This is a genomic window from Pseudomonas sp. o96-267 (assembly GCF_003935465.1).
Lineage (GTDB): Bacteria > Pseudomonadota > Gammaproteobacteria > Pseudomonadales > Pseudomonadaceae > Aquipseudomonas > Aquipseudomonas sediminis.
Map to the genome: position 1 here is coordinate 51279 of NZ_RHQP01000021.1, position 25669 is coordinate 76947.

Here is a 25669-nt window from a genome sequence, read left to right on the forward strand (position 1 = left end):
CAGCCCGGATGCAATCTGGGGGTTTTCATGAACCAGGCCCCGGATTGTGTCCGAACGACGTAATCAGCGGGCGGTGAAGCGCCAGGCGCGATGGATCTTGGGATTACGTGTGAAGTCCGGGTCCAGCGTCTGCGTGCTGATTTCTTCGACCTGATAGCGCGCCACCAGGCTCTCATCCAGCTGGAACTTGCGGAAGTTGTTGGAGAAGTACAGAACGCCGCCACGGGCCAGACGCGCCATGGCCAGGTCGAGCAGCTCGACGTGGTCACGCTGCACATCGAACACACCTTCCATGCGCTTGGAGTTGGAGAAGGTCGGCGGGTCGATGAAGATCAACTCATACTCACCACGATCCTCCCCCAGCCAAGCCATCACGTCGCCCTGCTCCAGGCGGTGCTTGTCGGAAAAACCGTTGAGTGCGAGATTACGGCGCGCCCAGTCCAGATAGGTTTTTGACAGATCAACGCTGGTGGTGCTGCGCGCGCCACCCTTGGCCGCATGCACGGTGGCCGTCGCAGTGTAACAGAACAGGTTGAGGAACCGCTTGCCGGCCGCCTCGCGCTGCAGACGCAGGCGCAACGGGCGGTGATCGAGAAACAGCCCGGTATCCAGATAATCGGTGAGGTTGACCAGCAGCTTGACCCCGCCTTCGTTCACTTCCATGAACTCGCCCTGCGCGGCCTGACGCTGATACTGCTTGGTACCCGCCTGGCGTTCACGACGCTTGATGACCACGCGGTTCTGCGCCACGCCCAGCGCCTGCGGGATCGCGGCCAGGGCATCGAGCAGGCGTGCCTGCGCCTTGTCCGGGTCGATCGAACGGGGCGCGGCATATTCCTGAACATGTACGTAGTCGCGGTACAGATCGACTGCCACGGCATACTCGGGCATGTCGGCATCGTACAGCCGATAGCACTCGACACCTTCGCGGCGCGCCCACTTACCCAGTTGTTTGAGATTCTTCTGCAGACGATTGGCGAACATCTGCCCGCCTTCGGACAGACGCGCCTGTTGCGGCGCATCCTGCGCTGGCTCTTGATCGTCTTCGCGCGCACGCCGCTCACCGGTAACGAACTGCTCGGTCTGCACCTTGATCAACAACAGTTTGCAGGGCAGTGCGCCGTTCCAGAACGCGTACTGCTTGTGGCTGCGCAGGCCCATGCGTTTGCCCAGTTCGGGCGCGCCGGTAAATACCGCCGCTTCCCACCCCAGGCAGGCCTGGCGCAGGCGCTCGCCGAGGTTTTGATAGAGATACAACAGGCTGGCTTCGTCGCCCAGGCGCTCGCCATAAGGCGGGTTGCTGATCACCAGGCCCTTCTGATTCTGGTCCGGGCGCGGCTCGAAACTGCCCAGCTCGCCCTGATAGATTTTCACCCAGTCGGACAGACCGGCGCGCTCGACGTTATTGCGCCCAGGCTGGATCAGCCGCGGATCGGCTTCGTAACCACGAATCCACAACGGCGGCTTGGCCAGACCCGCTGCCGCGCGCTGCTCGGCTTCGGCGTGCAGCTTCTTCCAGATTGCCGGTACGTGGCCGAGCCAGTTGGAGAAGCCCCAGCGCTCACGCTTGAGATTGGGGGCGATATCGGCTGCCATCAACGCCGCCTCTACCAGGAAGGTGCCCACACCGCACATCGGGTCAGCCAGGGCGCCACCCTCAGCGGCAATGCGCGGCCAACCGGCACGGATCAACACCGCGGCAGCCAGGTTCTCCTTCAGCGGCGCAGCACCCTGCTGCAGGCGGTAACCGCGCTGGTGCAGGCTATGACCGGAAAGATCTAGAGAAAGCACCGCCTCACCGCGGTCCAGGCGCAGATGCACGCGCAGGTCCGGGTTGAGCTTGTCGATGCTGGGCCGCTCGCCGCCCGCGGTACGCAACCGGTCGACAATCGCGTCCTTGACCTTGAGTGCACCGAAGTGGGTGTTGTCAATACCTGAACCGTTGCCACTGAACTCCACTGCCAGGCTGCCGGACGGCTCAAGATGGTCTCGCCAGTCGATCGCCTGCACGCCATCATAAAGCTCGTCGGCGTTGTTCATGGCAAAACGCGACAGCACCAACAGCACGCGGTTGGCCAGGCGCGACCACAGGCACAGTCGATAGGCCACCTCGATTTCAGCGTGGCCGCGGATCGCGGCCGTTTGCTCGCGCGCTTCTTCCAGCCCCAGAGCCTTGGCCTCTTCCAGCAACAGCCCTTCGAGCCCCTTGGGGCAGGTCAGCACGATTTCGTAACGATCAGACATGGATGTTCCACTGCCTATGGCAATCAGAGAGGTGCGGCGGCGCACCTCGACTCAAAATAAGTGACAAAAGGTCACAGCGCGACCCTTCGTCGGAATAAGCAAGCACTCTCATTTGCACTAGCAAAATGACGGCATCTGCGTGCATAGCCAGATATGACGGCGCCTGGCCGAAAGAGGCTGGACGTATCACCAGCCCCCTTATGGCCTCACCCGCATTTAGGTTACGCCCTTATGACAAATCGATCATTCACAGGCCCCGGTGCATTCGTTAGAACACTACCTAAGGCTTTCGCTGCAACGGCGAAGGCACAGAAAGTTCGCCACGCCGGCAGCGGACTTTCGCAGGCAGAAGATTCTGCCCGGCCTTGCCACAAGGCCAACGGGACATAACAGTCAACAGTGAGGGCAACACCCTATGAGAAGACTTAAGCGTGATCCGTTAGAAAGAGCTTTTTTGCGCGGCTATCAGTACGGCATCAATGGTAAATCCCGCGAACTTTGCCCCTTTACCCTACCTTCGGTTCGTCAGGCCTGGCTCAATGGCTGGCGTGAGGGCCGTGGCGATAACTGGGATGGGCTGACCGGCACAGCCGGTATTCATAGACTCAACGAACTTCACGCTGTCGGCTGATCAGGAACACACCCGACTTCACCATGCCGACCCCCTCCGGGCGGCGGGCGCAAGCCCAGGGGCTCCTTCGGGAGCCCTATTTATTTACGCAGCTTATTTGCGCAGCGCGGCAATCGCATCAACCGCCTCGCGAATCAGCGCCGGTCCTTTGTAGATGAACCCCGAATAGATCTGGACCAGGCTCGCACCCGCAGCGATCTTCTCCGCCGCATGCTTGCCTTCGGTAATACCGCCAACCGCGATGATCGGCAGACGCCCCGACAACTCACCGGCCAGCACTTTGACGATATGCGTGCTCTTGTCACGTACGGGTGCACCCGACAGACCACCTGCCTCATCCCCGTGGGCCAGCCCTTCGACGCCCTCACGACTGAGCGTGGTGTTGGTGGCGATCACCGCGTCCATATCGGCACCCAGTAACGCAGATGCCACCAACGCGATCTCTTCGTCGCTCATGTCCGGGGCAATCTTGATCGCCAGTGGCACACGTTTGCCGTGCTCCTGAGCCAGATCTTCCTGACGACGACGCAGCGCCTCAAGCAACTCCTTCAACGAATCACCAAACTGCAGACTGCGCAGCCCCGGCGTATTGGGTGAACTGACGTTGACCGTGACGTAACTGGCGTGGGCATAAACCTTGTCCAGGCAAGCCAGATAATCATCCACTGCCCGCTCGACCGGCGTATCGAAGTTCTTGCCGATATTGATACCCAGCACACCCTTGAATTTCGCTGCCTTGACCCGCTCGAGCAAACGATCGACGCCGTGGTTGTTGAAACCCATGCGATTGATTACCGCCTCGGCCTCCGGCAGACGAAACAGTCGTGGCTTGGGGTTACCCGGCTGCGGACGTGGGGTCACGGTGCCGATCTCGACGAAACCGAAGCCCAACTGGGCGAAACCATCGATGGCATCGCCGTTCTTGTCCAGCCCTGCCGCCAGACCGACCGGATTGGCGAACTGCAAACCCATCACGTTTACCGGCAGGCTGGCTGGCGCCTTGGTCAGCAGGCCGTTGAGCCCCAGCCGACCACCAGCACCGATCAGATCAATGGACAGCTCATGGGAAGTTTCCGGGGACAGTTTGAACAGCAGCTCGCGGGCCAGGGAGTACATGATCAGGCTCAGCTCGACAGGTAGAGGGTTGGCAGCCGGCGATTATAGCCGCGCAGGCGGCCTCGGCGCGAGGCAAGTGCGCCAGATCAGTCCAAAGGGCGTAAGCTCAGTAACTCGCCGGAGCTATTGAATTCCAGCACGAAGGAACCAAAGATACCGGCGTGGGTCAGATACGGCCGCAAATGATGAGCCGGCAAACTGACGCGGCGCCCGTCGCGGCTTTGCGCCATAATCCGGTTAGCTTGGCCACGATAGATGGCCTGCAACCGTTCGGCCGATAACGCAATATCCAGCACCAAGCTGGGCATGGAGGCACCCTCGCAAATGAATGCGGCTATTTTGCCACAGACCTGTAACGCGACAGGCACTCACGCGCCGCGCTACGCTATATGGGCAATAGCCATCCGCGTCTGCCACACTGCAGCAGACGCTTCAGGAGCGATCTGCCGGCCATGAGCCTGTCCGAATCCTCAACTCTCAGCAGCCGCCTGGCTGCACTGGCTCAGCGCATGGGCCTGCTCGGCCGCAGCTCACGGCAGATATTCGCCAGGGCCAGCGCTCTGCGCCTGCCATTCAAACCCTTGCCAGCAGCGGTCGAAAGCATTGGCTGGCACGACGGCCCGCAACTGCAGCTTCTGCTCAACCTGCCTCGCGGCGCACTTTCCGGCCCCGTGCAGGAAGACAAAGCACAGGCCCACGCCGCACTGACTCAAGTGGTGGAAGCGCAAACCCAGCAACTGCAATCGTTCGATCTGCGCCTGATCGATGGCTTCGCCTGCCCTTGTCCGGTACCAGGCTACGTGAGTTTCGAAGACTACGCGGCAAGCGAACACTGCAAGCAGGTGCGCATCATCAGCTACAAGGATTTCGTCAAGACCGTCAGCCAGGCGTTGCCGCGCTTTCTCGCTGGCGAGCCGATAGAACTTCGCCAGGCCAACTGGCGCGGCTCGCGCACCTTCTGGTCTGGGGAGATGCACGGCGAAGCCTTCGCCGGAGCAATCGTCTATGCGCGCAGACGCGAACTGGAAGTGCTGCTGCCAGCCAATCTGGTTCGCTATCGTTTGAATGAAGCGGGCTTGGACAACCTGCAAAATCGCTATCACGTACTGGCCATGCCAGAAGCAGCGTGGAGCGATCCCAGCTTCATGGGGCTGCTACTGGACAACGGCATCCCTTATGCACGCCTGTCGCTACTGAAGAAAGCCGGCACCCCGGAGTTCCTCCTCCTGCCCAAAGAGCATCAAGAAGCCACTGCACTTGGCGAGGGGTTGCGCCTGGCCGGCGCACCAGACGTGCCGAGCCATCTACGTCAGTTGGCCATCCAGCCAGCCTGAGCAGACTGACGGGCTATTCATCGCAACCGCGCAACAGACGCCCGATCATATCCAGAGAATAACCACGATAGGCCAGAAACCGGCCTTGCTGAGCACGCTCTCGAGCATCCCCAGGAAGCCGACTGGCAAACTTGCGCTGCCAGGTTTCACGCAACTGCTCGAACCAGTCGATACCACTTTCACGCAGAGCCTGATCGACATCGCTACGCGCAAGCCCACGCTGGCCGAGCTCCTCGCGAATACGCAACGGCCCGTAACCAGCACGCGCACGATAAGCGACGAAACTTTCCAGATAGCGGGCCTCGGATAACAAGCCCTCCTCCGATAGCCGCTGCAAAGCCGCGTCGATCATATCCTCGGGGGCACCACGCTTGCGCAACTTGCGCGTAAGTTCGACACGTCCATGTTCACGCCGCGCCAGTAGATCCATGGCCGCCCGCCTGACGGCGAGCGGGTTATCCAGTACGACGGTCATGCTCTGACGACTTAGAAGTCGACTTCAGCATCAGCCAGATCGGCAGCCGGAGCCTTGGCCGGAGTGCTGCTGACCAGCAGCTTCTCGCGAATGAGACCTTCGATCTCGCGCGCCACTTCCTGATTGTCTTCCAGGTACTTGGCCGCATTGGCCTTGCCCTGACCGATCTTGTTGCCCTTGTAGCTGTACCAGGCACCCGACTTCTCGACCAGGCCCTGTTGCACGCCGAGATCGATGATCTCGCCATTACGGTAGATGCCTTTGCCGTAAAGGATCTGGAACTCAGCCTGGCGGAAAGGAGGTGCGACTTTGTTCTTGACGATCTTCACGCGGGTTTCGCTGCCCACGACCTCTTCGCCTTCCTTTACCGCACCAGTACGGCGGATATCCAGACGAACCGAGGAGTAGAACTTCAGGGCGTTACCACCAGTGGTGGTTTCCGGGCTACCGAACATCACGCCGATCTTCATACGAATCTGGTTGATGAAGATCACCAGGCAGTTGGCGTTCTTGATGTTACCGGTGATCTTGCGCAGCGCCTGGCTCATCAGACGCGCCTGCAGACCTACGTGCATGTCACCCATCTCGCCTTCGATTTCCGCCTTGGGCACCAGAGCTGCCACGGAGTCGACGATGATCACGTCGATAGCGTTGGAGCGCACCAGCATGTCGGTGATTTCCAGCGCCTGCTCCCCTGTGTCCGGCTGCGATACCAGCAGATCATCGACGTTGACGCCGAGCTTGCCGGCATAATCCGGGTCGAGTGCATGCTCGGCATCGACGAAGGCACAGGTGGCGCCCAGCTTCTGCGCTTCGGCGATCACCGACAGGGTCAACGTGGTCTTACCAGAGGACTCCGGGCCGTAGATCTCGACGATACGTCCCTTCGGCAGGCCGCCGATACCCAGTGCGATATCCAGCCCCAGCGAGCCGGTGGAGATGGCCGGAATGGCCTGACGCTCATGGTCGCCCATGCGCATGACCGCGCCCTTGCCGAACTGTTTCTCGATCTGACCCAGGGCAGCCGCCAAAGCGCGCTTCTTGTTCTCGTCCATTACCATCCTCACGTATTAACAAGGGCCCCTAGGGCCGCCAACAACTGTATAAGTAGCCAGTATTATTCCACAGGGCAAGTCGCCCGCCTACCCCATAAGCGGATTTTCCTCCGCCAACAGGCGCAGAAGCCCCGCCAGAGCGGCCTCGACCGTTTGTCGGCGCACCTCATCGCGGTTACCCGCGAACTGCTTGCGCACACTGAAAAGACGCTCGCCGTCGCCCCAGGCCAACCAGACCGTACCGACTGGTTTGTCCACGGAACCACCGCCCGGCCCCGCCACACCACTGACAGCCACGGCATAGCGCGCCCCGCTGTTGGCCTGAGCGCCACGCACCATCGCTTCGACTACCTCACGGCTAACGGCGCCCACACTGGCGAAAAAGTCGGCACACACAGCCAACTGCTTGGTTTTCTGGGCGTTGGAGTACGTCACATAGCCGGCCTCGAACCAGGCCGAACTGCCAGGGATGCGAGTGATTGCCTCGGCAATACCGCCGCCTGTACAGGACTCTGCAGTGGTGACCTGGGCAGCTTGCGCCTGTAATGCTGCACCCAGTTGTTCGGCCAGTTGGCTGATTCTGTCCATATCCACTCCTCGCTCATCGAACGGCAAACCCTACACAGCTTGCACCGCCAGTGGAAACGGCAAATTTCGTCTACTGTTATCACGGCTAGGGTGCGACAGGAGGCATTGCAATGTGGCTGTCACGGAACAAGGAACACAAGGACGCGCAGGATCTGGGAGCGGCGGAGCTACAGGCCATTCGCCAATCGATGGCGATGATCGAGTTCACCCCGGACGGCATCATTCTCGACGCCAACCCAGCCTTTCTCGACGTGGTGAATTATCGCCTGGAGGACATTGTCGGCAAACACCACCGCATGTTTTGCCCCCGAAGCCTGAGCGAGAGCCTCGCTTATCAGCAGTTCTGGCAGCGCCTACGCCAGGGTGAGCACTTCAGTGATCGATTCCCTCGAGTGACGCGAGACGGCAAGGAGGTCTGGCTGGAAGCGACCTACATGCCAATCCGTGACGCCCAGGGCTCGGTGACCAAGGTCATGAAGATTGCCACCGACATCACCCGGCAGGTAGCGGCCGAACATATGCACGAGAGCTATATCAAGGCCATCGACCGCTCCATGGCGGTGATCGAGTTCAACCTCGAGGGTCACGTTGTCAGTGCCAACCAGAACTTCCTTGACCTGATGGGCTATCGTCGAGAAGAGGTGGTTGGCCAACATCACCGGCTCTTCTGCCTGAACGAGGACAGCCACAGCGAGGACTACCATCAGTTCTGGGCTCGCCTGAACAAAGGCGAGTTCATGTCCGATCGCTTTCGTCGAGTGACCAAACAAGGCCGCCAGGTCTGGCTGCGCGCCACCTACAACCCCCTTTACGACGGTAACGGCCGCGTCTATGGCGTCGTGAAATTCGCCAGCGACATCACCGCTCAGGTCGAACGCCGCGACTCGGAGGCTGCCGCAGCCCAGCTGGCTCATGACATCGCCAAGGAGACCGACGTTTCCGCCGATCACGGCACGCGCACGGTAGCCCAGACCGTCGAGGTGGTTGCCGACATTGCCAGCGAACTGGCTCATGTGGCCGAACAGATAGAAGGCCTTAACAAACAATCCGAGCAGATCACCAGCATCGTTCAGGTGATCCGCAGTATCGCCGACCAGACCAACCTGCTGGCACTCAACGCGGCCATCGAAGCAGCACGCGCCGGTGAACAGGGCCACGGCTTCGCCGTAGTGGCCGATGAAGTGCGTCAACTGGCCTCGCGCACCAGCCAGGCCACCCAGGAGATCAACGGCGTCGTTCAACAGAACCAGAGCCTTACGCGCAACGCAGTGGCCAGCATGGCAACCACGCGAGAGCGTGCACGCACCGGCGTAGACCTGGCCAACCAGGCCGGCGAAGTGATTCGTGAGATACGCAGCGAATCGCAGCGCGTGGTTGAGGCTGTGGCCCAGTTCTCGGTGACCTTCACCGACTGACAGGTAATCGCGTCGGATTCGCAGCCCACGTGAGGGACGAAGTATGGGAAAATTCCCGGCTTCGTCACACCCACCGCACGTAAGGCCCGGCATGACCGATCTCTCCGCACACACCCCGATGATGCAGCAGTACTGGAAGCTGAAGAACCAGCACCCGGATCAGTTGATGTTCTATCGCATGGGTGACTTCTACGAGATTTTCTACGAAGACGCGAAGAAGGCAGCCAAGCTGCTCGACATCACCCTGACCGCACGCGGCCAGTCGGCCGGCCAATCGATCCCCATGTGCGGTATTCCTTTTCATTCGCTCGAAGGCTACCTGGCCAAGCTGGTCAAGCTCGGCGAGTCGGTGGTGATCTGCGAACAGATCGGCGACCCGGCCACCAGCAAGGGCCCGGTGGAGCGCCAGGTGGTGCGCATCATCACCCCCGGCACCATCAGCGACGAAGCCCTGCTCGATGAGCACCGTGACAACCTGCTGGCCGCGGTACTAGGCGACGAACGTCTGTTCGGCCTGGCCGTGCTGGATATCACCAGCGGCCGCTTCAGCGTGCAGGAGATCAAAGGCTGGGAAAACCTGCTAGCCGAACTGGAACGCCTGAGCCCCGCCGAGCTGCTGATCCCGGATGACTGGCCGCAAGGTCTGCCCGCCGAGAAGCGCAAAGGCTCGCGCCGCCGCGCACCGTGGGATTTCGACCGCGACAGTGCCTTCAAGAGCCTGTGCCAGCAATTCAGCACTCAGGACCTGAAAGGCTTCGGCTGCGAAAACCTGACCCTGGCCATCGGCGCCGCCGGCTGCCTGCTCGGCTATGCCAAAGAAACCCAGCGCACCGCCCTGCCCCACCTGCGCAGCCTGCGTCACGAGCGCCTGGACGACACGGTGATCCTAGACGGCGCCAGCCGGCGCAACCTGGAGCTGGACATCAACCTCGCCGGCGGCCGCGACAACACTCTGCAGTCGGTGATGGATCGCTGCCAGACCGCCATGGCCAGCCGCCTGCTGGGCCGTTGGCTGAACCGCCCGCTGCGTGATCGCGCTGTGCTGGAGGCGCGCCAGGACGCCATCGCCCGCCTGCTCGATGGATATCGCTTCGAAACGCTGCAACCGCAGCTCAAGGAAATCGGCGACCTGGAACGCATCCTTGCCCGCATCGGCCTGCGCAACGCCCGCCCACGCGACCTCGCCCGCCTGCGCGACGCTCTGGCGGCACTGCCCGAACTGCAGATGGCGATGACCACGCTGGACACCCCGCACCTGCAACAGCTGGCCGGCAGCATCTCCACCTACCCGGAACTGGCCGACCTGCTGGCCCGCGCCATCATCGACAACCCGCCGGCGGTGATCCGTGACGGCGGCGTGCTGAAAACCGGCTACGACGCCGAGCTGGACGAGCTGCAGGCGATGAGCGAGAACGCCGGCCAGTTCCTCATGGATCTGGAAGCTCGGGAGAAGGAGCGTACCGGCCTGGCCAACCTCAAGGTCGGCTACAACCGCGTACACGGCTACTTCATCGAATTGCCGACCAAGCAGGCCGAATCGGCGCCGGCTGACTACATCCGCCGACAGACGCTCAAAGGCGCCGAGCGCTTCATCACCCCGGAGCTGAAGGAGTTCGAAGACAAGGCCTTGTCGGCCAAGAGCCGCGCCCTGGCCCGCGAAAAAATGCTCTACGACGAGTTGCTCGAGCGCCTGATCGGCCATCTGGCGCCGCTGCAGGATAGTGCCGCGGCCCTCGCCGAACTGGACGTACTGAGCAACCTGGCCGAGCGCTCGCTGAACCTTGACCTGAATCGCCCGCGTTTCGTCGACGAACCATGTATGCGTATCGACCAGGGCCGCCACCCGGTGGTCGAGCAGGTGCTGACCACGCCCTTCGTGGCCAACGATCTGGATCTCGACGACAGCCGCCGCATGCTGGTCATCACGGGGCCGAACATGGGTGGTAAATCCACCTACATGCGCCAGACTGCGCTGATCGTGCTGCTGGCCCATATCGGCAGCTTCGTGCCGGCGGCGGCCTGCGAGCTGTCGCTGGTCGATCGTATCTTCACCCGTATCGGCTCGAGCGATGACCTGGCTGGCGGCCGTTCCACCTTCATGGTGGAGATGAGCGAAACTGCCAACATCCTGCACAACGCCAGCGAGCGTAGCCTGGTGCTAATGGACGAGGTCGGCCGCGGCACCAGTACCTTCGACGGCCTGTCGCTGGCCTGGTCAGCCGCCGAGCACCTAGCGCGCCTACGCGCCTTCACCCTGTTCGCCACACACTATTTCGAGCTGACCGTGTTGCCGGAAAGCGAGCCGGTGGTGGCCAACGTGCACCTCTCGGCCACCGAGCACAACGAGCGCATCGTCTTCCTCCACCACGTTCAGCCAGGCCCCGCGAGCCAGAGCTACGGCCTGGCCGTAGCGCAACTGGCTGGTGTACCCGGCACGGTGATCAGCCGCGCACGCGAGCACCTGGCGCGCCTGGAGGCCACCAGCCTGCCGCACGATCTGCCACGCCAGGCGCCCGGCCAGCCGCAAGCGCCGATGCAGAGTGACCTGTTCGCCAGCGTGCCGCACCCACTGCTGGAGCAATTGCACAAGATCAACCCGGATGATCTGACTCCGCGCAAGGCGCTGGAGCTGTTATATACATGGAAGACGCAGATCTAACGTTCAATACAACAAACTGCTAGAATCGCGCGCAATTTTACGACCGCCCGGTTTACAGCCTGAGCCGCGGCCACATACAGAGCGCCTGACAGCCCTTCACAGAAAGGGCCCAGGCCGCCGCCCGAGGAGAGAATCAGACATGACCTTCGTCGTCACCGACAACTGCATCAAGTGCAAATACACCGACTGTGTGGAAGTCTGCCCGGTCGACTGCTTCTACGAAGGCCCGAACTTCCTGGTCATTCACCCGGATGAGTGCATTGATTGCGCCCTGTGCGAGCCGGAGTGCCCTGCGCAAGCGATCTTCTCGGAAGACGAGGTACCAGAGGATCAGCAGGAGTTCATCGAACTGAACGCCGATCTGGCCGAAGTGTGGCCGAACATCACCGAGAAGAAAGATGCACTGCCGGACGCCGAAGAGTGGGATGGCGTGAAGGACAAGCTGCAACACCTGGAGCGCTGAGTTCGCCCTGAAACACAAAGACCCGCCAAGTGCGGGTCTTTTACTTTCAGGCTCCGGGCCGACTGCCCGCCAGGCTGGCGCCACAAACAGCACGCGCAAAAAAAGGGGCGGCTCGCGCCGCCCACTTTTATTCCCTAATCCCTTTATTTCCCAACTCATCATCCTGATGAATCGCTTCTTGCGATGTTCCTGATCATCGTCCTGATGATCTGTGCTTGTCCCTGAGCACGGGTGTGATATTAGCTGTTACGGGCAGCGGCACAACCCGGCCAAAATTTATACCGCCTGTTCACTTATTTTATAAAAACCTTATAAAACAATAATTTAAAAACAAATTCAGTAAAAGAGCTGGGTTTTCAACACAAACACTGACAACACCTGTAAGCGATGACTTACATGGGGTCGCATAAAAAACCCGGCCGGAGCCGGGTTCATGATCGAAGCGAAACCTCACTGGAACAAGGCGTCGCTGGACAAGCCGTTCTTCTCCAGGATTTCCCGCAGACGCTTGAGCGCCTCAACCTGAATCTGCCGCACCCGCTCGCGGGTCAGGCCGATCTCCTGCCCCACTTCTTCAAGGGTACAACTTTCATGGCCGCGCAGACCGAAGCGACGCACAACAACTTCCCGTTGTTTGTCGGTCAGGTCGGAGAGCCACTGATCAATGCTCTGCGACAGATCATCGTCCTGCAACAGTTCGCAGGGATCGGTCGGGCGATCATCGGTCAGGGTGTCGAGCAGCGTCTTGTCCGAATCCGGACCAAGCGAGACGTCCACCGAGGACACTCGTTCGTTGAGGCCGAGCATGCGCTTGACCTCGCCCACCGGTTTTTCCAGCAGGTTGGCAATTTCTTCCGCAGAAGGCTCATGGTCAAGCTTCTGGGTCAGCTCACGAGCTGCACGCAGGTATACGTTGAGCTCCTTGACCACATGAATCGGCAAACGGATGGTTCGCGTCTGGTTCATGATGGCGCGTTCGATGGTCTGGCGGATCCACCAGGTTGCATAGGTCGAGAAACGGAACCCCCGCTCCGGATCGAATTTTTCCACGGCGCGAATCAAGCCGAGGTTGCCCTCCTCGATCAGATCGAGCAGAGAGAGACCACGGTTGACGTAACGCCGAGCGATCTTCACGACCAGGCGCAGGTTGCTCTCGATCATGCGTTTGCGCCCGGCAGGATCGCCCTTCTGCGCCAGGCGCGCGAAGTGCACTTCCTCTTCGGGAGTGAGCAAGGGAGAGAAACCGATTTCGTTGAGGTAAAGCTGAGTGGCGTCTAGCGCCCGGGTGTAGTCGATGTATTTGTGCTGCTTGGAGGGGGTGGCGTTCTTGGCCTTGGTACGTGCGACCGGTGCTTCCACCTCATCGCCCTGAACCTCGCCGAAAACGATGCCTGGCTCCATGAGGAGCAGTTCATCGTCGACGTCAAACTCCGGCGCTTCTTTTTTGATGAGAGCCATTGTTGTTGTCCCTAGCTGAGTTCGACAACAGACTCTGGCGGAACCGTCCTGGCCACACCTGAGCCCGTCCCTCCTACGTGATGGAACGGGTCAGCGACGGATCAACGACGTGGCAGATATTGCAGCGGATCGACAGGTTTACCTTGGCGGCGAATCTCGAAGTGCAGCTTCACCCGGTCGGCCCCTGTGGACCCCATTTCGGCAATACTTTGCCCGGCTTTGACCTGCTGCCCCTCCCGTACCAACAACCTGCGGTTATGACCGTAAGCACTTACGTAGGTATCGCTGTGCTTGATGATGATCAACTCGCCGTAGCCCCGCAAACCACTCCCGGCGTACACCACTGATCCATCAGACGCAGCTAAAACAGGCTGGCCTAATTGCCCAGCGATATCAATGCCTTTATTCAAACTACCGTTTGAGGAAAAACGACTGATCACAGTGCCTTCAGTTGGCCAGGACCAACCGCTGGCAGAACGACTCACTGGAGTGACTGGCGTGGTCGCTGGCGTATTGGCTACCGGCGGGCGAGCGGGCTGAGTTGCAGGCGGCGCAGTCACGGCAACCGGCGGACGACTGGGCACTGGTTGGGTGATAACCGTCGAGGTGGTTGGAGGCGGTGCCGAAGCGACCGGCTGACTGTTACCCACCGGGCGGTTGTCGAAACGGATCGTCTGGCCAACACGGATCACGTAAGGATCACGCAGGCCGTTATGGGCAGCCAGCGCCTTCCAGTCCCAGCCGAAACGAAAGGCAATGGAATAGAGCGTGTCGCCACGCTGCACCACATAGTGGCCACTGCGTACGGGCTGACGCTGTACTACTGGAGCACGCCCCTGGTTCTGTCCACGGTCGACTACCTGCACACCGCCTGGGGGCGAGCTGGCACAGCCGACCAACGCGGAGGCAGCAAGCATGGCCAGAGGCAGGCGAATGGCTGCTACTGCGCGGACTAGCACGTGAAGGACGGTCCAACTCACCCAACAGCTCCCTGAATGATTCCGAGTACGACGCCTATTGTGCCGTATTTATTCAGCGCGACCAGTATCGACTGGCCGACGACTCGCCAGCCACTCCAAACCGAGCACCAGAACGATGCCGCCGATTGCCAGTGCAACGGCAAACAGCAACTGCGGATCCTGACCACTGATTTCGGCAAATTTCCCTGGCAGCAGGTTGCTCTCCAGTAACGGTACCTGCTCGCCCTTACTGTCGATACGCCAGCTCAGGGTCTCCTTCCAGGGCCAGACCTTGTTCAGCGAACCCAGCATCAGGCCAGCGAGAAACGCCAGACTGAGGTCACGCCAACGTGAAAGCAGCCAACTGAGCAGGCGAGCGAAACTGAGAATGCCAACCAGACAACCGCTGGCAAACACCGCCAAGACCATAAGATCGAGCTCTTTCACCGCCCCCAATACCACCGAGTAAAGACCCAGCAGAAGCAGGATGAAACTGCCCGAAATACCCGGCAGGATCATTGCGCAGATAGCGATGGCACCAGCCAGAAACAGAGTCGGCAGGTCACTGCCCCACTGCATGGGCGCCGCGACGGTGATCCAGTAGGCGAAAGCCAGACCGAGCACAAAACTCACCACCCTGCTCCAGTTCCACCGCCCGATCTCGCGCCCCACCAAATAGGTGGACACCAGAATCAATCCGAAGAAAAACGACCACACCGGAATCGGATGATGGTGCAGCAAATAGGTGATCAGGCGCGCGAGCGTCAGGACACTGGTGAGGATGCCGCACAGCAGCACCAGCAGAAAGGTCGCATTGGCCATCTGCCAGGCGTCCTTGATGCGACCACGCAGCAGGAGCAGGAGCGCTTCGGGAATGCTGGCAATAGAGCGCAGCAGCTCGTCATAAATGCCACTGATGAAAGCGATGGTGCCACCGGAAACGCCGGGCACGACATCTGCAGCGCCCATGGCCAAGCCCTTGGCATAGAGCAGAAAATGTTTCTTCATGGATCCTTCCGGAGCGAAAAAGCGATCAGGCCAGCGGCCCGTTGAGTAATGGCACGAAACGCACCGCGTCGAGCACATGCCGGGAAAAGCCCTGCTCTTCGCGTACGATCAGCAACAACTGCTGCACATCGCCACTGCCGACCGGGATGACCAGCCGTCCACCTGGAGCCAGTTGATCGAGCAAGGCCTGCGGTACTTGCGCGGCGGCGGCGGTGACGATGATGCCGTTGTACGGACCGAGCGCGTTCCAACCTTCCCAGCCATCACCCCAGCGAAAGACCACGTTGCGCAGCTTGAGTTCGGCCAGACGCTCCTTGGCGCGATCCTGCAGCACCTGAATGCGCTCCACAGAGAACACCCGCTCGACCAGCTGTGCCAGCACGGCGGTCTGGTAACCGGAACCGGTACCGATCTCCAGCACCTTGTCCAGCGGGCCAGCGGCCAGCAGCAGTTCGGTCATGCGGCCGACCATGTACGGCTGGGAAATCGTCTGGTTATGCCCGATGGGCAGCGCCGTGTCTTCATAGGCGCGGTGCGCCAGGGCCTCATCGACGAACAGATGACGCGGCGTACGGCGGATCACTTCCAGTACCCGAGCGTTCGACAGTCCTTCCTCATAGAGGCGCTGGATCAATCGCTCACGGGTGCGCTGCGAGGTCATGCCGATCCCGCTGCGCTGCATGTCGTCCTGGCCACGCATCAGAAGATGCCCTCCAACCAGCCATCCATAGATTCGAGAGCCTCATTGAACGTGCGATCAAGCCGTAGCGGCGTGATCGATACATAACCTTGCATCACGGCATGGAAATCGGTGCCCTGACTGCCATCCTCGACATCACCGGCTGCAGCAATCCAGTAACCTTCCTTGCCACGCGGGTTGACCACCTTGACCGGAGCCGCCGCGCGCGCGCGCGGGCCAAGGCGGGTCAGCTGCACGCCACGAATATGTTCCAGCGGCAGATTCGGCACGTTGACATTGAGCACGGTACGCGGCGGCAGTTCGAGCCGCTCGTGCGCCTCGACCAGTTTACGAGCGAAATAGGCAGCGGTCGGCAGGTTGTCGGGAAGACGCGACAGCAGCGAGAAAGCGAACGCTGGCTTGCTCAGGAAACGTCCTTCGAGCGCGGCGGCGACGGTGCCGGAATAGAGCACGTCATCACCCAGGTTAGCCCCCAGATTGATGCCAGAGACGACCATGTCCGGCGTCTGCTCGAGCAAGCCATTGAGCCCCAGGTGCACGCAATCGGTCGGCGTGCCATTGAGGCTGATGTAGCCATTGGCCAAGGCCATGGGATGTAGCGGACGATCGAGCGTCAGTGCGCTGCTGGCGCCGCTCTTATCTTCGGTAGGCGCGATCACTACGCACTCGGCATAGTCGGCCAGCGCTTGGTGCAACGCAGCGATACCGGGTGCGTTCACCCCGTCGTCGTTGGAAATCAGAATTCGCATGGAGTATCCGTCTGCCCTGCTGGCACCAGATCGAGCAATTCGCGCACCACCACGGTGGCGAAACACCCGGCCGGCAGGACGAATGCAAGTTGCAGAATATCGGGTTCGGGATAATGCCATGACAGGCCGCCGATGGGGAGGCGCAGAATTCGCCGTTCGTGCGCCATGTCCGCCTTGATCAGCCATTGCACCAGTTGCCCGGCCTCATCGGCCACCGCCTGCTCCAGCTGCTGGGTCTCACCAGCGGTCGGCAACGGACCGTCCCCCCAAAGCGGGCCGGTGGGATGCAGATCGAGAATAGCCAGGCGCGGGTCAACACACTCGGCCTCGCCAGCCATGAAGAAACTACGACTGGCAGTGAAGGCCAGCAGGTCGCCGACCTGCGCCTGGTTCCAGGTGCCGGCAGCCACGCGCTTGGCCAGCACCTGATTGAACAGGTAACTGCGCGCCGATGAGAGCAGGCGCGAACGCAGATTGCGTTGCACCGGCAACTCCTGGCGCGAGGCAAAATCACGCGCCTGCTCGACGTTGCCGCCATCGAAGCCAAAGCGCTGCAAGCCGAAATAGTTGGGCACGCCTTGCTCGGCGATACGCTGCAGGCGCTGCTCCAGCGCATCGCGGTCCGCCTCCAGGGCAGTCAGGCGCAAGGTGAAACCATTGGCGGCATGGGCACCACGCTGCAATTTGCGGTTGTGTCGCTGGCTGCGCAGGATGACCAGATCATCGCCCTGCGCAGCGACCAGATCAGGGTCGGCCTTGCCCGGCAGGTGCAGGCTGAACCACTGTCGGGTCAGCGCCTGGCGATCCTTGAGCCCCGCGTAACTGACCGCCTTGAGCGGCAGGCCGGCAGCGCGGGCGATACGCCGGGCGGCTTCCTCGGTATTCAGGCCGCGCTTTTCCACCCACAACCACAGATGCTCACCCTGGCCAGTGAGCGGGATATCCAGTACTTCATCGACCTGAAAATCCTCGGCAGTGGCCTTGAGTACCGCACGACCACAGGCCTCGCCATGGGCGCGCGGCCCCAGCAGTTGCAGCTCGTTCATGCCTTGACCAGCAAGGCGACGGCATGCACCGCGATACCTTCCTCACGCCCGGTGAAACCGAGCTTCTCGGTGGTGGTGGCCTTGACGTTGACCTGATCCAGTTCGATACCCAGATCCTCGGCAATGCGCTCGCGCATGCTCTGGATATGCGGCGCCATCTTCGGTGCCTGAGCGATGATGGTGGCATCGACGTTACCCACCGCGTAGCCCTTGCCACGCACCAGGCCCATCACATGGCGCAGCAGCGCACGGCTATCGGCGCCTTTGAAAGTCGGATCGGTATCGGGGAAATGTTTGCCGATATCGCCCAGCGCTACTGCACCGAGCAGGGCATCGCTAAGCGCGTGCAGCAGCACGTCGCCGTCGGAATGAGCGACAAGACCAAACTTATGGGGAATCCGTACGCCGCCGAGGGTGATGAAATCGCCCTCGCCGAAGCGGTGTACGTCATAGCCATGACCGATACGCATAAAGAACAACGCCCTGAAAAAGTCAGGGCGTGATTCTAACCGCATTGCCCCGTAACCCGGATGAAATCCGGGAAATTCGCGCCCCGGATTTCATCCGGGTTACGCCGGGAGCAAAGCGGCTGCATGGTGACGCAGGTGATCGTCGATGAAGCTGGCGATGAAGTAGTAGCTGTGGTCATAGCCTGGCTGCATGCGCAGGGTCAGCGGATGAGCAGCGGCCTTGGCCGCAGCCTGCAGTACCTGCGGTTTGAGCTGGCCGTCGAGGAAATCATCACGATCACCCTGATCGACCAGGATCGGCAGCTTCTCGCCAGCCTCGGCGATCAGCACGCTGGCATCCCACTCGCGCCAGCGCGAACGCTCCTCGCCCAGGTACAGGGAAAAGGCCTTCTCGCCCCAAGGACAGTTCATCGGATTGCTGATCGGTGAAAAGGCCGATACCGACTGATAACGTCCCGGATTCTTCAGCGCGCAGATCAGCGCACCGTGGCCACCCATGGAATGGCCGGCGATACCGCGCTTGTCCGATACAGGGAAATTGGCCTCGATCAATGCCGGCAGCTCCTGCACCACGTAGTCGTACATGCGGTAGTGGCGGGCGAAGGGTTCCTGGGTGGCATTGACGTAGAAACCTGCGCCGAGGCCGAAGTCATAGGCACCATTGGCGTCGTCGGCCACGCCTTCGCCACGCGGGCTGGTGTCAGGCGCGACGATGATCAACCCGAGCTCGGCCGCCATGCGCTGGGCGCCGGCTTTCTGCATGAAGTTCTCGTCGGTACAGGTCAGGCCGCTCAGCCAATACAACACTGGCAGCTTGGCACCCTGTTCGGCCTGGGGTGGTAGGTAGACGGCAAACACCATGTCGCAGTTGAGACTGCTGGAACGATGGCGATAGCGCTTGTGCCAGCCGCCAAAGCTCTTGTTGCTGGAAACGATTTCGAGGGTCATGAGCCGCTCCGTAGGGTGCGCCATGCGCACCAAGGGGTTGCGGTGCGCACAGCGCACCCCGCGAGGATCCGCGCAGCCATGAGGCCGCACGGTGTTTCATCAGAAATGAATGACGGTGCGGATGCTCTTGCCTTCATGCATCAGCTCAAACGCCTCGTTGATTTCTTCCAGCGGCAGGTTGTGGGTGATGAAGGTGTCCAGCGGAATTTCACCGCTCTGCGACTTCTCGACATAGCTGGGCAGCTCGGTACGACCCTTGACCCCACCGAAGGCGCTGCCACGCCAGACACGACCGGTGACCAGCTGGAACGGACGGGTGCTGATCTCGGCACCAGCTGGTGCCACGCCGATGATGGTCGACTCGCCCCAGCCCTTGTGGCAGCACTCCAGCGCAGCGCGCATCAGTTGCACGTTGCCGATGCACTCGAAGCTGTAGTCGACGCCGCCATCGGTCATCTCGACGATGACCTCCTGAATCGGCTTGCTGTGCTCCTTCGGATTGACGAAATCGGTGATGCCCAGCTCACGCGCCACAGCTTCCTTGGCCGGGTTGATATCGATGCCGATGATGCGCGAAGCCTTGGCCATCTTGGCGCCGATGATCGCCGCCAGACCAATGCCACCCAAACCGAAGATGGCCACGGTGGAGCCCTCGGTAACCTTGGCGGTATTGAGCACGGCGCCAATACCGGTGGTCACGCCGCAGCCAAGCAGGCAGACCTTCTCCAGCGGCGCCTCCTTGGGAATCTTCGCCAGAGACACTTCCGGCAGCACGGTGTACTCGGAGAAGGTCGAGCAACCCATGTAGTGGTAGACCGGCTCGCCGTTGTAGGAGAAGCGGCTGGTGCCATCGGGCATCAGCCCCTTGCCCTGGGTGGCGCGTACCGAGCTGCACAGGTTGGTCTTGTTGGATTTGCAAAATTTGCACTCGCCGCATTCAGCGGTGTACAGCGGAATCACGTGGTCGCCGACCGCCAGCGAAGTGACGCCCTCACCCACCGCCTCGACGATACCGCCACCTTCGTGACCGAGAATGCAGGGGAACACGCCCTCGCTGTCCTGGCCGGACAGGGTATAGGCATCGGTGTGGCAGACGCCGGTAGCGACAATACGTACCAGCACCTCTCCGGCCTGAGGTGGCGCGACATCGACCTCGACGATTTTCAGGGGCTCATTCGGGGCGAAGGCAACGGCGGCGCGGGACTTGATCATGGCAGTTCTCTCCAGGGAGCGTGGACAATGGCAGGCAGTCTAGTTCACGGCCATCAAGAGATAATCAGCGAAATAGCAAAACATTATTGCCACACAGAAATAATGTTAGCCTTCCCGTACAAAAGCAGGCCTGTCGCCGGCTGCACTCGGATCACGCACAGCGAGCTCCCAAAGGCGCAGCACGAATGCAATCAGGTACACGGGAGAAGGGGTGTCGATGAATCGCTGGGAAGGACTCGACGAATTCGTCGCCGTGGCCGAGTGCGGGCAGTTTAGTGCGGCGGCCGAGCGCTTGGGATTGTCCACTTCGCAGGTCAGCCGCCAGGTCGCACGCCTGGAAGAGCGCCTGCAGAGCCGTCTGTTCTACCGCAGCACCAGGCGGGTAGCCCTGACCGAGGCCGGCCAGTTGTTTCTGCAACACTGTCAGCGCCTGCAGGATGCCCGCGAAGAAGCGTTGCGTGCAGTCGGCGATCTTGGCGCCGAACCCAAAGGGCTGCTACGCATGACCTGCGCCGTGGCGTATGGCGAGCGCTTCATCGTGCCACTGGTCAATGACTTCATGGCGCGACATCCACAATTGCGCGTCGAGATAGAACTGTCCAACCGCCCGCTCGACCTGCTGCACGATGGCCTGGACCTGGCCATCCGCCTGGGGCGCCTGCAGGACTCACGGCTCATGGCCGCACGCCTGGCCCCCCGCGAGATGTACCTGTGCGCGGCACCCGAGTACCTGCAACGCTACGGCCGCCCTCATTCGCTGTCGGAGCTGGCGCGCCACAATTGCCTGATCGGCAGCAGCGAGACCTGGAGCTTCGCCGAAAATGGCCGGGAAACCCAGGTGCGGGTGCAGGGCAACTGGCGCTGCAACAGCGGCCAGGCAGTGCTCGACGCTGCGCTACGCGGTTTTGGCCTGTGCCAGCTACCCGATTACTACGTCCTCGAACATCTGCGTAGCGGGCGGCTGACCTCTCTACTGGAGCAGCATCGCCCACCCAATACCGCAGTTTGGGCACTTTACCCACAGCAACGTCACCTTTCGCCCAAGGTACGCCAGTTGATCGACGCCCTGCAGCAAGGACTCAGCCAACGCTCCGAATACCTCACTCCCGCCTGAGATTTTGCAACAACCTTGTCACCCAGCTGAACAGTCATGGAATGTCACAAGTCAGGGCGAAACTCGGGCGAGACGACCGCGTCACAACCTATGCACCCCGCTCAAACGGGGCCTCACGAACTCAGCTACATGAGGACATGGTTATGCAGGTTCTGGTCAACAGTGGTAAGCACGTCACCTTCTCGATGGACTTCAAGGACGACATTCGCGGTCGCGTCCGGGACAAGCTCCAGCGCTACGAGGACCACCTCACCCGGATCGAAATTCATCTCTCCGACGAGAACGCGCTCAAAAGTGGCCCGCAGGACAAGCGCTGCAAAGTCGAGGCGCGGATGAAAGGACGCGACCCGCTGACGGTTTCCCACGATGCCAGCGAACTGCAGCAGGCAATCGACGGTGCCATGAACAAGCTGACCAACGCGCTGGATCGCAACCTGGGCAAAGACGCCAAGCGCTGGACGCACTGATGCTGCGGATCGCTCAGCGACTCTCGCGCCAGATACGTTGTAGATAATGCAGATCTTCCGGGCGGGTGACCTTGAGGTTGTCCGCCCGGCCCTCGATGAGCCGGGGCGACTGCCCTGCCCACTCCATGGCCGAAGCTTCATCGGTCACTGCCACACCTTCTTTCAGCGCTTGCGCCAGAGCCTCGCGCAGCGCGCCCAGACGAAACATCTGCGGCGTGTAAGCCTGCCAGATCACGCTACGGTCCACAGTCTCCAACACCCTGCCATCACTTCCGGCACGCTTGAGCGTGTCGCGCGCCGGCACTGCCAGCAGGCCGCCAACCGGGTCATTGGCCAGGCTGTCCAGTAGTCGCTCAAGGTCTTCCCAGGCCAGATTGGGTCGTGCCGCGTCATGCACCAGCACCCAATCCTCGCTGTCCGCGCCCCCTGCGAATAGCGCTTCCAGCCCTGCCAATACCGAGTCGGCGCGTTCGTGACCGCCAGGCGCCCGACGGATACGCGCATCGTTTGCCACAGGCAGTTGCGGCCAGAACGGGTCATCCACGGCCACGCACACCACAGCTCCCAGCAGACCGGGATGGTCAAGAAAACAGTGCAGAGTATGTTCAAGAATGCAGCGGCCGGCGATCTGCAGGTACTGCTTGGGCCGGTTGGCGGCCATCCGCGCGCCGACACCGGCAGCTGGAATCACCAGCCAGAATTTCGTGGTCATTCAGTCAGCAGATAGAGGGTCTCACCCTCTTTGAGCATGCCCAGCTCCTGACGCGCCCGCTCTTCCACGGTTTCCATGCCGCGCTTGAGCTCCATAACTTCGGCCTCGAGGATACGATTGCGCTCCAGCAAACGCTCGTTCTCGCCCTTCTGTTCGGCGATCTGCTGTTGCAGACGGCTGGCAGCAGCCAGGCTGCCGTCGCCCACCCACAGACGATACTGCAGGCCAGCCAACAACAGGATCAGCACGATAAACAGCCAATACGGACTACGCATGGAGCGGCTCGCAGATTGAGTCATCGGCATGGTAGGGGCTGCGTTCATGCTTGAAAAGAAGCCGTCTGATGAGTGACATGGGGTTTCGGTACCTGCATCCGTGCATTGGTTCCCAGAGATCGACGAAGCGTCCACGAAAAAGGCCATGCCCGCAATGACGCAGACTTTGTAGGAGCGGCTTCAGCCGCGAAAAATCGCGGATAAATCCGCTCCTACAGCATGCAGCGCAAACGCTGGAATAACCACGAAAAAGGGCGACTTGCGTCGCCCTTTCATACCACGCAGTGCTTAGCCGCGGAACTCGGCGCGGCCTTTGTACGGGGCCTTGCCAGCCAGTTGCTCTTCGATGCGCAGCAGCTGGTTGTACTTGGAAACACGGTCGGAACGGCACAGCGAACCAGTTTTGATCTGACCGGCGGCAGTACCTACAGCCAGGTCGGCGATGGTGCTGTCTTCGGTTTCACCGCTGCGGTGCGAGATCACGGCGGTGAAGCCAGCGGCCTTGGCCATCTGGATGGCTTCCAGGGTCTCGGTCAGCGAGCCGATCTGGTTGAACTTGATCAGGATCGAGTTACCAATCTGCTCGTCGATGCCGCGCTTGAGGATCTTGGTATTGGTGACGAACAGATCGTCGCCAACCAGCTGTACCTTGGCGCCAATCTTGTCGGTCAGAACTTTCCAACTGGCCCAGTCGGACTCGTCCATGCCGTCTTCGATGGAGATGATCGGGTAACGCTCGGTCAGGCCAGCCAGGTAGTCGGCAAAGCCTTCACCGCTGAATACCTTGCCTTCGCCGGCCAGGTCGTATTGACCGTCCTTGTAGAACTCGCTCGATGCGCAGTCCAGCGCCAGGGTCACGTCGTCTCCCAGCTTGTAGCCGGCGTTGGCAACGGCTTCGGCGATGGCGGCCAGGGCATCTTCGTTGGAAGCCAGGTTCGGCGCGAAGCCGCCTTCGTCACCCACAGCGGTGTTCAGGCCACGGGCCTTGAGCACCGCTTTGAGGTGATGGAAGATCTCGGCGCCCATGCGCAGGGCGTCGGCGAAATTCTTGGCGCCAACCGGCTGCACCATGAATTCCTGGATGTCGACGTTGTTGTCGGCATGCTCGCCGCCGTTGATGATGTTCATCATCGGTACCGGCATGGAGTAGACACCCGGGGTGCCATTCAGATCAGCGATGTGCGCGTACAGCGGCACGCCCTTGGCCTGAGCAGCGGCCTTGGCGGCAGCCAGGGACACAGCGAGGATGGCGTTGGCGCCCAGAGTCGCCTTGTTCTCGGTACCGTCGAGCTCGATCATCGCGCGATCCAGAGCTTTCTGGTCGACAGCGTCTTTGCCCAGCAGCAGGTCACGGATCGGGCCGTTGATGTTGGCGACGGCCTTCAGCACGCCCTTGCCCCGGTAACGGCTCTTGTCGCCGTCACGCAGCTCCCGCGCTTCGCGCGAGCCAGTGGAGGCGCCGGACGGAGCGCATGCGCTGCCGACGATGCCGCCTTCCAGAATTACATCCGCTTCCACGGTGGGGTTACCACGGGAGTCGAGAACCTCACGACCCTTGATGTCGACGATCTTTGCCATTCTTGATAACGCTCCAAAGGTTGACGATAAGCCGGCAGCAGCAGGCTGCACTGGGCCGTCGCTGCCCGAGGGCAGATCGACGGCTCACACTGACTCACGGGTCAGGGGGATTTTTCTCGGGCGGCACTTTACCGGATTACAACCGGCTCAGGCAGTCTCGATCGGAGGAAAACTCTTGATAAGGTCATCCAGCTGCTTGAGCTGAGTTAGGAACGGCTCCAGCTTGTTCAGGCGCAGGGCGCATGGACCGTCGCACTTGGCGTTTTCCGGATCCGGATGCGCCTCCAGGAACAAGCCTGCCAGGCCCTGACTCATGCCGGCCTTGGCTAGGTCGGTAACCTGAGCGCGACGACCACCAGCAGAGTCGGCGCGACCACCCGGCATCTGCAGGGCGTGGGTCACGTCGAAGAACACCGGGTACTCAAACTGCTTCATGATGCCGAAGCCGAGCATGTCCACTACCAAGTTGTTGTAACCGAAGGAGGAACCACGCTCGCAAAGAATCAACTGATCGTTACCGGCCTCTTCGCACTTGGCCAGGATGTGCTTCATTTCCTGCGGAGCGAGGAACTGCGCCTTCTTGATGTTGATCACCGCGCCGGTCTTGGCCATGGCCACTACCAGATCGGTCTGCCGCGACAGGAAAGCCGGCAACTGGATGATGTCGCACACTTCGGCCACGGCAGCCGCTTGGTGCGGCTCATGCACATCGGTGATCACCGGCACGCCAAAAGTCTTCTTCAGTTCCTCGAAGATCTTCATGCCCTCTTCCAGGCCAGGGCCACGGAAGGAGGTGATGGAAGAACGGTTGGCCTTGTCGAAGCTGGCCTTGAACACGTAGGGAATGCCGAGCTTCTCGGTCACCCGTACGTACTCCTCGCAGGCCTGCATGGCCAGGTCGCGCGACTCGAGCACGTTGATACCACCGAACAGCACGAAAGGCTTGTCGTTAGCGATCTCGATGTCGCGAACCTTGATGATCTTCTGTGCCAT

General features: G+C 61.1%; 26 protein-coding genes. 7 read left to right on the forward strand and 19 right to left on the reverse strand.

Annotated features, from left to right (window positions below):
- Window positions 1-63 precede the first annotated feature (63 nt).
- Complete coding sequence (gene rlmKL / locus EGJ86_RS15410) at window positions 64-2244, reverse strand: bifunctional 23S rRNA (guanine(2069)-N(7))-methyltransferase RlmK/23S rRNA (guanine(2445)-N(2))-methyltransferase RlmL (RefSeq protein ID WP_125835721.1); 2181 nt, start codon at window positions 2242-2244, stop codon at window positions 64-66.
- 415 nt (window positions 2245-2659) lie between these two features.
- Between rlmKL and rmf the strand changes: the two genes are divergently transcribed.
- The gene (gene rmf / locus EGJ86_RS15415; RefSeq protein ID WP_003244273.1) at window positions 2660-2875 is read left to right on the forward strand and encodes a ribosome modulation factor; all 216 of its coding nucleotides are present in this window, start codon (window positions 2660-2662) and stop codon (window positions 2873-2875) included.
- 93 nt (window positions 2876-2968) lie between these two features.
- Here rmf and EGJ86_RS15420 read toward each other — a convergent pair whose 3' ends face one another.
- Together EGJ86_RS15420 and EGJ86_RS15425 are read right to left on the reverse strand one after the other, a co-directional pair.
- Window positions 2969-3991 (reverse strand): quinone-dependent dihydroorotate dehydrogenase, encoded by a 1023-nt coding sequence (locus EGJ86_RS15420; protein WP_125835722.1) that lies wholly within the window; start codon window positions 3989-3991, stop codon window positions 2969-2971.
- A gap of 86 nt (window positions 3992-4077) precedes the next feature.
- A complete protein-coding gene (locus EGJ86_RS15425; RefSeq protein WP_106734994.1) occupies window positions 4078-4299 on the reverse strand; it encodes a DUF2835 domain-containing protein in 222 nt (73 codons plus the stop codon).
- A 144-nt stretch (window positions 4300-4443) separates the two neighbouring features.
- Between EGJ86_RS15425 and EGJ86_RS15430 the strand changes: the two genes are divergently transcribed.
- Entirely contained in the window at window positions 4444-5325 is an 882-nt protein-coding gene (locus EGJ86_RS15430; protein ID WP_125835723.1) for a DUF6685 family protein, read from the forward strand.
- Between the two features lie 13 nt (window positions 5326-5338).
- Here EGJ86_RS15430 and recX read toward each other — a convergent pair whose 3' ends face one another.
- The 3 genes from recX to EGJ86_RS15445 all read right to left on the reverse strand — a co-directional run bounded on the left by recX (window position 5339) and on the right by EGJ86_RS15445 (window position 7443).
- Window positions 5339-5800, reverse strand: coding sequence for a recombination regulator RecX (gene recX, locus EGJ86_RS15435; protein WP_125835724.1), 462 nt, complete (start codon window positions 5798-5800; stop codon window positions 5339-5341).
- 11 nt (window positions 5801-5811) lie between these two features.
- A complete protein-coding gene (gene recA / locus EGJ86_RS15440; protein ID WP_106734992.1) occupies window positions 5812-6855 on the reverse strand; it encodes a recombinase RecA in 1044 nt (347 codons plus the stop codon).
- Window positions 6856-6942: 87 nt separating this feature from the next.
- A complete protein-coding gene (locus EGJ86_RS15445; RefSeq protein ID WP_125835725.1) occupies window positions 6943-7443 on the reverse strand; it encodes a CinA family protein in 501 nt (166 codons plus the stop codon).
- A 110-nt stretch (window positions 7444-7553) separates the two neighbouring features.
- Here EGJ86_RS15445 and EGJ86_RS15450 point away from each other — a divergent pair, with 110 nt between their 5' ends.
- The 3 genes from EGJ86_RS15450 (at window position 7554) to fdxA (ending at window position 11980) form a co-directional block, all read left to right on the forward strand.
- Window positions 7554-8858, forward strand: a complete 1305-nt coding sequence (locus EGJ86_RS15450; RefSeq protein WP_125835726.1) for a PAS domain-containing methyl-accepting chemotaxis protein — start codon at window positions 7554-7556, stop codon at window positions 8856-8858.
- A gap of 91 nt (window positions 8859-8949) precedes the next feature.
- Window positions 8950-11517, forward strand: a complete 2568-nt coding sequence (gene mutS / locus EGJ86_RS15455) for a DNA mismatch repair protein MutS (protein ID WP_125835727.1) — start codon at window positions 8950-8952, stop codon at window positions 11515-11517.
- Window positions 11518-11656: 139 nt separating this feature from the next.
- Window positions 11657-11980: a ferredoxin FdxA gene (gene fdxA, locus EGJ86_RS15460; RefSeq protein ID WP_013716392.1), complete on the forward strand. Its 324-nt coding sequence runs from the start codon at window positions 11657-11659 to the stop codon at window positions 11978-11980.
- A gap of 450 nt (window positions 11981-12430) precedes the next feature.
- Here fdxA and rpoS read toward each other — a convergent pair whose 3' ends face one another.
- From rpoS to EGJ86_RS15505, 9 genes are all read right to left on the reverse strand, one after another.
- Complete coding sequence (gene rpoS / locus EGJ86_RS15465; protein WP_004424060.1) at window positions 12431-13438, reverse strand: RNA polymerase sigma factor RpoS; 1008 nt, start codon at window positions 13436-13438, stop codon at window positions 12431-12433.
- A gap of 101 nt (window positions 13439-13539) precedes the next feature.
- Window positions 13540-14418, reverse strand: a complete 879-nt coding sequence (locus EGJ86_RS15470; RefSeq protein ID WP_179544462.1) for a peptidoglycan DD-metalloendopeptidase family protein — start codon at window positions 14416-14418, stop codon at window positions 13540-13542.
- Between the two features lie 48 nt (window positions 14419-14466).
- A complete protein-coding gene (locus EGJ86_RS15475) occupies window positions 14467-15405 on the reverse strand; it encodes a DUF368 domain-containing protein (RefSeq protein ID WP_125835728.1) in 939 nt (312 codons plus the stop codon).
- A 25-nt stretch (window positions 15406-15430) separates the two neighbouring features.
- Window positions 15431-16066: a protein-L-isoaspartate(D-aspartate) O-methyltransferase gene (locus tag EGJ86_RS15480; RefSeq protein ID WP_166432394.1), complete on the reverse strand. Its 636-nt coding sequence runs from the start codon at window positions 16064-16066 to the stop codon at window positions 15431-15433.
- A 38-nt stretch (window positions 16067-16104) separates the two neighbouring features.
- A complete protein-coding gene (gene surE, locus EGJ86_RS15485) occupies window positions 16105-16854 on the reverse strand; it encodes a 5'/3'-nucleotidase SurE (RefSeq protein ID WP_125835729.1) in 750 nt (249 codons plus the stop codon).
- On the reverse strand, window positions 16842-17900 hold the full coding sequence (gene truD, locus EGJ86_RS15490) for a tRNA pseudouridine(13) synthase TruD (protein ID WP_125835730.1): 1059 nt from the start codon (window positions 17898-17900) through the stop codon (window positions 16842-16844). Before truD ends, surE begins: the two co-directional genes overlap by 13 nt.
- A complete protein-coding gene (gene ispF / locus EGJ86_RS15495; protein ID WP_004424049.1) occupies window positions 17897-18370 on the reverse strand; it encodes a 2-C-methyl-D-erythritol 2,4-cyclodiphosphate synthase in 474 nt (157 codons plus the stop codon). Before ispF ends, truD begins: the two co-directional genes overlap by 4 nt.
- 99 nt (window positions 18371-18469) lie before the next feature.
- The gene (gene fghA / locus EGJ86_RS15500) at window positions 18470-19318 is read right to left on the reverse strand and encodes an S-formylglutathione hydrolase (RefSeq protein WP_125835731.1); all 849 of its coding nucleotides are present in this window, start codon (window positions 19316-19318) and stop codon (window positions 18470-18472) included.
- Window positions 19319-19417: 99 nt separating this feature from the next.
- Complete coding sequence (locus tag EGJ86_RS15505; RefSeq protein WP_125835732.1) at window positions 19418-20530, reverse strand: S-(hydroxymethyl)glutathione dehydrogenase/class III alcohol dehydrogenase; 1113 nt, start codon at window positions 20528-20530, stop codon at window positions 19418-19420.
- 217 nt (window positions 20531-20747) lie between these two features.
- Here EGJ86_RS15505 and EGJ86_RS15510 point away from each other — a divergent pair, with 217 nt between their 5' ends.
- Both EGJ86_RS15510 and EGJ86_RS15515 read left to right on the forward strand, forming a co-directional pair.
- Window positions 20748-21644, forward strand: a complete 897-nt coding sequence (locus tag EGJ86_RS15510) for a LysR family transcriptional regulator (protein ID WP_125835733.1) — start codon at window positions 20748-20750, stop codon at window positions 21642-21644.
- Window positions 21645-21787: 143 nt separating this feature from the next.
- On the forward strand, window positions 21788-22111 hold the full coding sequence (locus EGJ86_RS15515; RefSeq protein WP_125835734.1) for an HPF/RaiA family ribosome-associated protein: 324 nt from the start codon (window positions 21788-21790) through the stop codon (window positions 22109-22111).
- 13 nt (window positions 22112-22124) lie between these two features.
- Here the strand turns inward: EGJ86_RS15515 and ispD are convergent, their stop codons facing one another.
- From ispD to kdsA, 4 genes are all read right to left on the reverse strand, one after another.
- Window positions 22125-22823, reverse strand: coding sequence for a 2-C-methyl-D-erythritol 4-phosphate cytidylyltransferase (gene ispD, locus EGJ86_RS15520; RefSeq protein WP_125835735.1), 699 nt, complete (start codon window positions 22821-22823; stop codon window positions 22125-22127).
- Window positions 22820-23098: a septum formation initiator family protein gene (locus EGJ86_RS15525; protein ID WP_106734981.1), complete on the reverse strand. Its 279-nt coding sequence runs from the start codon at window positions 23096-23098 to the stop codon at window positions 22820-22822. The genes ispD and EGJ86_RS15525 overlap by 4 nt, the downstream gene beginning before the upstream one ends.
- 288 nt (window positions 23099-23386) lie before the next feature.
- Window positions 23387-24676: a phosphopyruvate hydratase gene (gene eno / locus EGJ86_RS15530; protein WP_125835736.1), complete on the reverse strand. Its 1290-nt coding sequence runs from the start codon at window positions 24674-24676 to the stop codon at window positions 23387-23389.
- Between the two features lie 147 nt (window positions 24677-24823).
- The gene (kdsA, locus tag EGJ86_RS15535) at window positions 24824-25669 is read right to left on the reverse strand and encodes a 3-deoxy-8-phosphooctulonate synthase (protein WP_125835737.1); all 846 of its coding nucleotides are present in this window, start codon (window positions 25667-25669) and stop codon (window positions 24824-24826) included.

Coding starts and splice junctions, on each gene's coding strand:
- rlmKL (WP_125835721.1), bottom strand. CDS start 2,244: ATGTCTGATCGTTACGAAATCGTGCTGACCTGCCCCAAGGGGCTCGAA.
- rmf (WP_003244273.1), top strand. CDS start 2,660: ATGAGAAGACTTAAGCGTGATCCGTTAGAAAGAGCTTTTTTGCGCGGC.
- EGJ86_RS15420 (WP_125835722.1), bottom strand. CDS start 3,991: ATGTACTCCCTGGCCCGCGAGCTGCTGTTCAAACTGTCCCCGGAAACT.
- EGJ86_RS15425 (WP_106734994.1), bottom strand. CDS start 4,299: ATGCCCAGCTTGGTGCTGGATATTGCGTTATCGGCCGAACGGTTGCAG.
- EGJ86_RS15430 (WP_125835723.1), top strand. CDS start 4,444: ATGAGCCTGTCCGAATCCTCAACTCTCAGCAGCCGCCTGGCTGCACTG.
- recX (WP_125835724.1), bottom strand. CDS start 5,800: ATGACCGTCGTACTGGATAACCCGCTCGCCGTCAGGCGGGCGGCCATG.
- recA (WP_106734992.1), bottom strand. CDS start 6,855: ATGGACGAGAACAAGAAGCGCGCTTTGGCGGCTGCCCTGGGTCAGATC.
- EGJ86_RS15445 (WP_125835725.1), bottom strand. CDS start 7,443: ATGGACAGAATCAGCCAACTGGCCGAACAACTGGGTGCAGCATTACAG.
- EGJ86_RS15450 (WP_125835726.1), top strand. CDS start 7,554: ATGTGGCTGTCACGGAACAAGGAACACAAGGACGCGCAGGATCTGGGA.
- mutS (WP_125835727.1), top strand. CDS start 8,950: ATGACCGATCTCTCCGCACACACCCCGATGATGCAGCAGTACTGGAAG.
- fdxA (WP_013716392.1), top strand. CDS start 11,657: ATGACCTTCGTCGTCACCGACAACTGCATCAAGTGCAAATACACCGAC.
- rpoS (WP_004424060.1), bottom strand. CDS start 13,438: ATGGCTCTCATCAAAAAAGAAGCGCCGGAGTTTGACGTCGACGATGAA.
- EGJ86_RS15475 (WP_125835728.1), bottom strand. CDS start 15,405: ATGAAGAAACATTTTCTGCTCTATGCCAAGGGCTTGGCCATGGGCGCT.
- EGJ86_RS15480 (WP_166432394.1), bottom strand. CDS start 16,066: ATGACCTCGCAGCGCACCCGTGAGCGATTGATCCAGCGCCTCTATGAG.
- surE (WP_125835729.1), bottom strand. CDS start 16,854: ATGCGAATTCTGATTTCCAACGACGACGGGGTGAACGCACCCGGTATC.
- truD (WP_125835730.1), bottom strand. CDS start 17,900: ATGAACGAGCTGCAACTGCTGGGGCCGCGCGCCCATGGCGAGGCCTGT.
- ispF (WP_004424049.1), bottom strand. CDS start 18,370: ATGCGTATCGGTCATGGCTATGACGTACACCGCTTCGGCGAGGGCGAT.
- fghA (WP_125835731.1), bottom strand. CDS start 19,318: ATGACCCTCGAAATCGTTTCCAGCAACAAGAGCTTTGGCGGCTGGCAC.
- EGJ86_RS15505 (WP_125835732.1), bottom strand. CDS start 20,530: ATGATCAAGTCCCGCGCCGCCGTTGCCTTCGCCCCGAATGAGCCCCTG.
- EGJ86_RS15510 (WP_125835733.1), top strand. CDS start 20,748: ATGAATCGCTGGGAAGGACTCGACGAATTCGTCGCCGTGGCCGAGTGC.
- EGJ86_RS15515 (WP_125835734.1), top strand. CDS start 21,788: ATGCAGGTTCTGGTCAACAGTGGTAAGCACGTCACCTTCTCGATGGAC.
- ispD (WP_125835735.1), bottom strand. CDS start 22,823: ATGACCACGAAATTCTGGCTGGTGATTCCAGCTGCCGGTGTCGGCGCG.
- EGJ86_RS15525 (WP_106734981.1), bottom strand. CDS start 23,098: ATGCGTAGTCCGTATTGGCTGTTTATCGTGCTGATCCTGTTGTTGGCT.
- eno (WP_125835736.1), bottom strand. CDS start 24,676: ATGGCAAAGATCGTCGACATCAAGGGTCGTGAGGTTCTCGACTCCCGT.
- kdsA (WP_125835737.1), bottom strand. CDS start 25,669: ATGGCACAGAAGATCATCAAGGTTCGCGACATCGAGATCGCTAACGAC.